Raw genomic sequence first — 7009 nt, 5'->3', positions numbered from 1 at the left:
CCCGCCGGCGGCCGGCCTCAGGCGGCCGCGTCGTCGGCGCCGTCGCCCGCGCGCGTGGCCTGGCGCTGGCGCGACCAGACGAAGATCGCCTCGAACACCGGCCGCAGCCGCAGCGTGTCGTCGGTGATTTGGTACTCCACCCGCGGCGGAATTTCGGGATAGACCGTTCTGCGCACCATGCCGTCGCTTTCCAGCTCGCGCAGTTGCTGGGTCAGCATGTGCTGGGTGACCCCTGGAATCGCGCGCTTGAGCTCGTTGAAGCGATGCATGCGCTGGCTCAGCAGCCACAGGATTTCCAGCTTCCATTTGCCCGCGAACGCGGCGAACGCGGCGCGGATCTCGGCATGGCTTTCGTCGACGCGGTCGGCGTGGGCGCGGCAGGGGTCGTCAGTATGGTCGGGCATACCTAGTCCGGAAAATCATCCTTCTTGTGAGGATCACTATACGCCAATAGATTCCCCGGCAAGCGAGAAACGCCTGGGTTTGCAGGGGTTTTCGCGGCCCTTTCCCTATCAGGCGACCCATCCATGAACATCCTGCACATCGATTCGAGCATCCTCGAGGACCAGTCGGTCAGCCGCAAGCTGTCGGCGGCGATCGTGTCCCGGCTGCGCGCGCTGAGCCCCGGCGCGGGCGTGGTGTACCGCGATCTCAACCTCGACCCGCTGCCGCAATTGAACACCGCCAACGCCGCGGCGCTGAATCCGGCCGCGCCGGCCGACAGCGTCGAGGTGCGCGCGCTCAACACTGCGCTGGAACAGGTGTTGGCCGCCGACGCCATCGTCGTCGGCGCGCCGATGTACAACTTCAGCGTGCCCGCGCCGCTCAAGGCCTGGCTCGACGCGCTGGCGGTGCCGGGCAAGACCTTCAGCTACGGCGACGGCGGCGTGCGCGGATTGCTCGGCGAAAAGCGGGTGATCGTCGCCTCCAGCCGCGGCGGCGTGTATGCGCCGGAATCGCCGATGGCGGCGCTGGACCATCACGAGAGCTATCTGCGCGCGTTCTTCGGTTTCCTCGGCGTGACCCGGCTGGAGTTCGTGCGCGCCGAGGGCCTGCGCCTGGGCGCCGACCAGGCCGAGCGCGCGGTGGCCGGCGCGCTGGAGCAGGTCGAACGGCTGCGCGCGGCCTGAGTGCGGGCGGCGGGCTCAGCGCCGCAGCGCCGAGCCCGCCAGCAGCGCGCCGAAGCCGATCAGCAGCGAGCCGAAGGCGCGGTCGATGCCGCGCCGCCAGCGCAGCAGCCGTGCGCGCACCGCGCCTTGCGAGAACAGCAGCGCGACCAGGACGAACCACAGCAGGTGCGCGCCGGAGACGAAGGCGCCGTAGCCGAGCCTGGTTTGCAGCGGCGTGCCCGGGCCGACGACCTGCAGGAACAGGCTGACCACGAACACCGTGCACTTGGGATTGAGCGCATTGGTCAGAAAGCCGCTGCGCAGGGCGGCGAGGTCGCCGTTGCCGGCGGGAGGCGGCGCGGCCGGCAGCGGCTCGGCGTCGTGGCGCGCGCGCAGCAGCTTGATGCCGAGCCACAGCAGGTACAGCGCGCCGAGCAGCTTGAGCGCGGCGTACAGTTGCAGGGATTCGCGGATCACCAGCCCGACCCCGAGCAAGGTGTAGCCCACATGCACCCACACGCCCAAGGCGATGCCCAGCGCGGTCAGCACGCCGGCGCGGCGCGATTGCAGCAGGCTGTTGCGCGAGACCATGGCGAAATCGGGCCCCGGGCTGATCACCGCCAGGCTGGTGATGGTGACTACGGCTAACAGTTCCTGCATGGTCGGTGCGGGCATCGGTTGGGATTTGCGGCTAAATTAGGCCCAGCCCAGCGGAGCGGCAAACGATGAATTCTCACGACGATGGTGAGCCCGGCTCACGACCGGCCTGGCGCGAACGCGCCGCGCTGCCGCCGCTGGGCGCGCTGCGCTGCTTCGAGGCGGCCGCGCGCCTGGGCAGCTTCACCCGCGCCGCGCAGGAGCTGCACCTGACCCACGGCGCGATCAGTCGCGCGGTGCGCTCGATCGAGGACGCGCTCGGCCTGGCCTTGTTCGAACGCCGCAACCAGCGCGTCCACCTCACCGCCGCCGGCGCGTGCCTGCGCGATGCCGCCGCCGGCGCGTTCGAACTGCTGGCCGCGACGGTGCGCGAGTTGCGCGAGCCGCCGCACAAGCCGGCGCTGGTGGTCTCGTGCGAGCCGACGTTGCTGATGCGCTGGCTGATTCCGCGCTTGCCGGCGTTCCAGGCCGCGCATCCGGGCATCGCGTTGCAGTGGTCGGCCGGCGGTGGGCCGGTCGGATTCGGCGAGGTGGATCTGGCGATCCGGCGCAACGATTTCGCCTGGGGCCGCGACGCGCACGCGCAGCATTTGTTCGACGAGCGCATCGGCCCGGTGTGCAGCCCGGCGTATCGCGCCGCGCATGTCGGCGGCGCCGGACGCAACGCGCGCTTCAGCGCCGACGTCTGCCTGCTGCACAGCGCGACCCGCGCCGGCGCCTGGGACGAATGGGCGCGCGCGGCCCGGCGCAAGCGGCCCGCGGCGGCGATGCAGCAGACCTTCGAACACTTCTATTTCAGCCTGCAGGCCGCCGCGGCCGGCGTTGGCGTCGCGATCGGGCCGTGGCAGCTGGTGCGCGATGAGATCGAGTCCGGCGTGTTGACCGCGCCGCTGGGCTTCGTCGCCGACGGCAGCGCGTATTACCTGCTGTCGCCGGCGCCGGCGCGCGCCGGTTCGCCGGCGGCGCTGCTGGCGCAGTGGCTGCGCGCCCAGGCCTGAGCGCGCAGCCGCGGCCGGGCGCGCTCAGCGCGCTGCGCTCAGCGCGCGCCGGCGATGTTCGACATACGCACGCAACAACGCTTCGTCCAGCGGCGGACAGCGCTGCACGCCGATCAGTTCGGTCACCGCGTTGCCGATGCGCTCGTCTTCGAACACGCTGATCGCGTCGTTGCCGCCGCCGGCGGCGAGCTCGGCGGCGAGGATCGCGGCGACGTCGGCCGTGGCCGGGTCGCGCGCGCACCGCGCCAGCCAGTCGCGATAGTCCAGCCGCCGCACCGGCGCGCCGTCGCTGGCGGCGATCGCGTCGAGCAGCCGCTGCAGAGGGAACGAGTGCGGATGCAGCAGATTGAGGCTGCGTCCGTCCAGGCCCTCGCGCAGCGACAGTTCGACCAGGAACGCGCTCATCCAGTCCACCGGCAGCCAGTTCAGGGTGTCCTCGATGTCCGGCACGCAGCGATGGCGCAGGCAGGCGTCGACGAACAGGCTCCAGGTGTCGCGGTCGTTGCCGGCGGCGGTGGCACTGTCGCCGCTGATGTGGGTGGGGCGGTACACCGCGAACGGCAGGCCGCGCTCGCCGCCGGCGCGCAGCAGGCGTTCGGACACCCACTTGCTTTGCGCGTAGCCGCTGCGCAGGTCTTGCCAGCGCGCGAACAGGCCCTCTTCGTCCAGGCCGGCGGCGGCGCGCGGATCGCGCGGCGGCAGCGCGGCGATGGTGGACACGTAATGCAGCCGGGTCGGCGCGCCGCGCGCGGCCAGGCGCAGCAGTTCGACGGTGCCGAGCACATTGGCGGGCTTGAGCGTGCGGTAGGGATGCAGCGAGTGGACCCAGGCGCCGTTGTGGTAGATCGCGTCCAGGCGCTCGCCGAGCGCGTCGAACCGCGCCGGCGCCAGGCCCAGCGACGGCGCGGCGAGGTCGCCGGGTTCGATCTCGATGCGCTCGAAGTCGATCGGGTCAAAGCCGCAATCTTCGAGCAGGCCGAACCCGGCCAATGCGTTGCGCAGGCGCAGGCGGCCCTGGCCGGCATCGTCGCAGCGCAGCAGGCAGTGCACGCGCGCCGGCGTGCGCCGCAGCAATTCGCGCAGCAGATAGGCGCCGAGGAAACCGTTGGCCCCGGTCAGCAGCACGCGCTGCGGCGCGCTGTGCGGGCGCGCCGCGCCGTGGCCGCGCACCTCGTCGGGCAGCCTCGCCTCGGCCGGCAGGTCGGGGCGTTCGCGCATCGCCGCGGGCGCGGCCGGCGTCAGCAGGCCGGCCATCTCGTGCAGCAGCGGATGCAGGAACACCTCGCTCACCGGCACCGGCGCGCCGGCGTGCCGGCCCAGGCGCGCGGCCAGTCGCGCGGCCAGCAGCGAGTGGCCGCCGAGTTCGAAGAAGTGGTCCTGGCGGCCGATGCGCTCGTGCCCGAGCAGTTCGCGCCAGATCCGCGCCAGCTCGGTTTCCGCGCCGGGGCGCGGCGGCTCGTCGTCGCGCCGGGCCAGATCGCTGCCGTCCGGCGCCGGCAGCGCGGCGCGGTCGAGCTTGCCGTTCGGCGTCAGCGGCAGCTTGGCCACGGCGACGAAGGCCGAGGGCCGCATGTACTCGGGCAGCGCCGCGGCCGCCGCCGCGCGCAGTTGCGCGGCGAGCCCGGCGTGCGCTTGCGAGGGATCGGCGGCGACGACGTAGGCGACCAGGCGCGTATCGCCGGGACGGTCTTCGCGCGCGATCACCGCGATGTCGGCCACGCCCGCGTGTTCGGCCAGGCGCGCTTCGATTTCGCCGGGTTCGACCCGGAAGCCGCGGATCTTGACCTGGCGGTCGTTGCGTCCGAGGAACAGCAGGCTGCCGTCGTTGCGGTAGCGCGCCAGATCGCCGGTGCGGTACATGCGCGGGGCGGCGGCGCCGTCTGCGGCGTCGACGAAGGGATCGATGAGGAAGCGCTCGGCGCTGAGCCGCGGCTGGCCGCGGTAACCCTGCGCGACCGCGGCGCCGCCGACGTAGAGCTCGCCGGCCGCGCCCAGCGGCGCCGGCCGCAGGCGCGAATCGAGCAGATACACGCGGGCGCCGTCGATCGGGCGGCCGATCGGCGCCAGTTCCGCCCAGCTTTCCGGCGCGCCGGTCAAAGTGTGGGCGGTGGCGACGTGGGTTTCGGTCGGCCCGTAATGGTTGTGCAGGCGGCAGTGCGGCAGGCGCGCGAACATGCGGCGGATCTGCGGAGTGATGCGCAACGCTTCGCCGGCCACGGCGATGTCGCGCAGGTGCCGGTCGAGTTCGCGCGCCTGCGCCGGTTCGCAGTGGACGACGGCTTCGGCCAGCCCTTGCAGGGCGATGTAGGGCAGATGCAGGCGTTGCACGCGCTGCTCGCACAGATGCGCGAGCAGGGCGGGAAAGTCCAGGCGCAGCGGCGCGTCGGCCAGGACCAGCGCGCCGCCGTGGCCGAGGCAGCCGAAGATTTCCTGGAACGCCACGTCGAACCCGAGCGCGGCGTACTGCAGCGTGATCTGTCCCGGCGGCAGCGCGCGCGCCTGCCAGTCCAGCAGGTTGCGCAGGGGACGGTGCGGCATCAGCACGCCCTTGGGTATGCCGGTGGAGCCGGAGGTGTAGATCAGATAGGCCGGCGCGTCGGGGTCGTCGTCGTCGGCCGCGGCCACGACGTCGTCGTCGCCCGGCGGCGCGCAGTCGGCGTGCGGGTCGAGCGTCGGCGGCAGCGTCGCGCCGCAGCCGGCCAGCGCGTCGAGCCCGGTGGCATCGGCCAGCAGCAGCGTGGGCGCCGCGTCGGCGAGGATCTGGCCGAGGCGTTCGCGCGGGTAGTCCGGATCCAGCGGCAGGTACGCGCCGCCGGCCTTGAGCGTGGCCAGCATCGCCGTCACCGGCGCGATGCCGCGCGCCAGGCACAGCGCGACGATGCCGCCGCGGCGCAATCCCGCCGCGCGCAGGCGCGCGGCCAGCGCGTCGGCGCGACGGTCGAGCTCGGCGTAAGCGAGCCGGCATTCGCCGTGGATCAGCGCGATCGCCGCGGGCGTGGCGCGGGCCTGGCGTTCGAACGCGCGGTGCACGGCTTCGTGCGGCGAGGGTTGCGCCGGGCGCGGATCGCCAGCGTGCGGTTCTGCGCCATGCGGGATCGCGCCCGCGGCCTCCTCGTCGCCGCCATCGCGGTTGAACCCGCGCAACTGCAGCGCGCGTTCCGCGGCGTCGGTCAGTTCGACCGCATCCGGCGCGCAGCCGGCGTCGGCGATCATCGCCCGCAACATCGCGATCAAATAGCCGACATGGCGCTGCATGGTGTCGGCGTCGAACAGCGCGCGGCTGTAGTACAGCTCGCCGCCGATGCCGTCGCCGTCTTCGCGCAGGTGCAGTTCCAGGTCGAACTTGAGCGTGTCGCCGAGCAGTCGCGGCGGGTCGGCGCGCACGCCGTCGAAGGCGAACGCCGGCGGCGCGTTGCTCTGCCAGGCCAGCAGCGCCTGGAACAGCGGCGTGGCCTCGAGCGTGCGCTGCGGCTGCAGGCGTTCGACCACGCGCTCGAACGGCAGCTCCTGGCGGTCCTGCGCTTCCAGCGCGGCGTCGCGCGCGCGTTCCAGCAGCGCGCCCAGGCTCGTCGCGCCGGCCACGTCGATGCGCAGCGCCAAGGTGTTGACGAAGAAGCCGATCAGCGGCTGCAGCAGGGCATGGCCGCGATTGGCGGCGGGCGTGCCGATCACCACCTCGTCCTGGCCGGACAAGCGCGTCAGCACCGCGGCCCAGGCCGCGAGCACGGTCATGAACGCGCTGGCGCCGTGGGCGCGGCCGACCCGCTTGAGCGCGGCGGTCTCGTCCGCGCCGAACCGCACCGGCAGGCTCGCGGCGGCGAAGGACTGTTGCGGCGGCCGCGGCCGGTCGGTCGGCAGTTCCAGGCGCGGCGGCGCGCCGCTCAGGCGCCGGTGCCAATAATCGCTTTGCGCGCTCAGGCGCGCGCCGTCGCAGGCGCGGCGCTGCCATGCCGCGTAGTCGGGGTAGTGCAGCGCCAGCGGCGGCAGCGGGTCGGCGCGGCCGGCGGCGAAGGCGTTGTAGAGCGCGCTGAGCTCGCGCGCCAGCACGTCCAGCGACCAGCCGTCGCAGGCGATGTGGTGCTGGGTCAGCAGCAGTTCGTGTTCGTCCTCGCCCAGATGCAGCAGGCGCGCGCGCACCAGCGGCCCGGCGGCGAGATCGAACGGCGCGTGCAGTTCCTCGGCGGCGATCCGCGCGCGCGCGGCCTGCGCGTCGGCGCGGCCGCGCAGGTCGTGTTCGCGCAGCGG

Annotated in this window: 5 protein-coding genes; 2 read left to right on the top strand and 3 right to left on the bottom strand. The window is 73.1% G+C overall.

Annotation, left to right across the window (positions count from 1 at the left end):
• Window positions 1-17: 17 nt before the first annotated feature.
• Window positions 18-404 carry a winged helix-turn-helix transcriptional regulator gene (locus A7A76_RS25950; protein WP_206412862.1) on the bottom strand — a complete coding sequence of 129 codons (387 nt, stop codon included), beginning with the start codon at window positions 402-404 and terminating at the stop codon, window positions 18-20.
• Window positions 405-527: 123 nt separating this feature from the next.
• On the opposite strand from A7A76_RS25950, the gene A7A76_RS19730 reads away from it, so the two are divergent.
• Window positions 528-1130 carry an FMN-dependent NADH-azoreductase gene (locus A7A76_RS19730; RefSeq protein WP_206412860.1) on the top strand — a complete coding sequence of 201 codons (603 nt, stop codon included), beginning with the start codon at window positions 528-530 and terminating at the stop codon, window positions 1128-1130.
• Window positions 1131-1145: 15 nt separating this feature from the next.
• Here A7A76_RS19730 and A7A76_RS19725 read toward each other — a convergent pair whose 3' ends face one another.
• Complete coding sequence (locus A7A76_RS19725; protein ID WP_241201060.1) at window positions 1146-1784, bottom strand: LysE family transporter; 639 nt, start codon at window positions 1782-1784, stop codon at window positions 1146-1148.
• 50 nt (window positions 1785-1834) lie between these two features.
• Between A7A76_RS19725 and A7A76_RS19720 the strand changes: the two genes are divergently transcribed.
• On the top strand, window positions 1835-2764 hold the full coding sequence (locus A7A76_RS19720; protein WP_206412858.1) for a LysR family transcriptional regulator: 930 nt from the start codon (window positions 1835-1837) through the stop codon (window positions 2762-2764).
• A 24-nt stretch (window positions 2765-2788) separates the two neighbouring features.
• Here the strand turns inward: A7A76_RS19720 and A7A76_RS19715 are convergent.
• The coding region (locus A7A76_RS19715) for a non-ribosomal peptide synthetase (RefSeq protein WP_206412856.1) at window positions 2789-7009 on the bottom strand (4221 nt) is incomplete at its 5' end.

Origin of the sequence: Lysobacter enzymogenes, assembly GCF_017168095.1 — a bacterium.
Lineage (GTDB): Bacteria > Pseudomonadota > Gammaproteobacteria > Xanthomonadales > Xanthomonadaceae > Lysobacter > Lysobacter enzymogenes_D.
The sequence above is the reverse complement of the archived record's forward strand: the minus strand, read 5'-3'. Positions and strand labels throughout refer to the sequence as shown.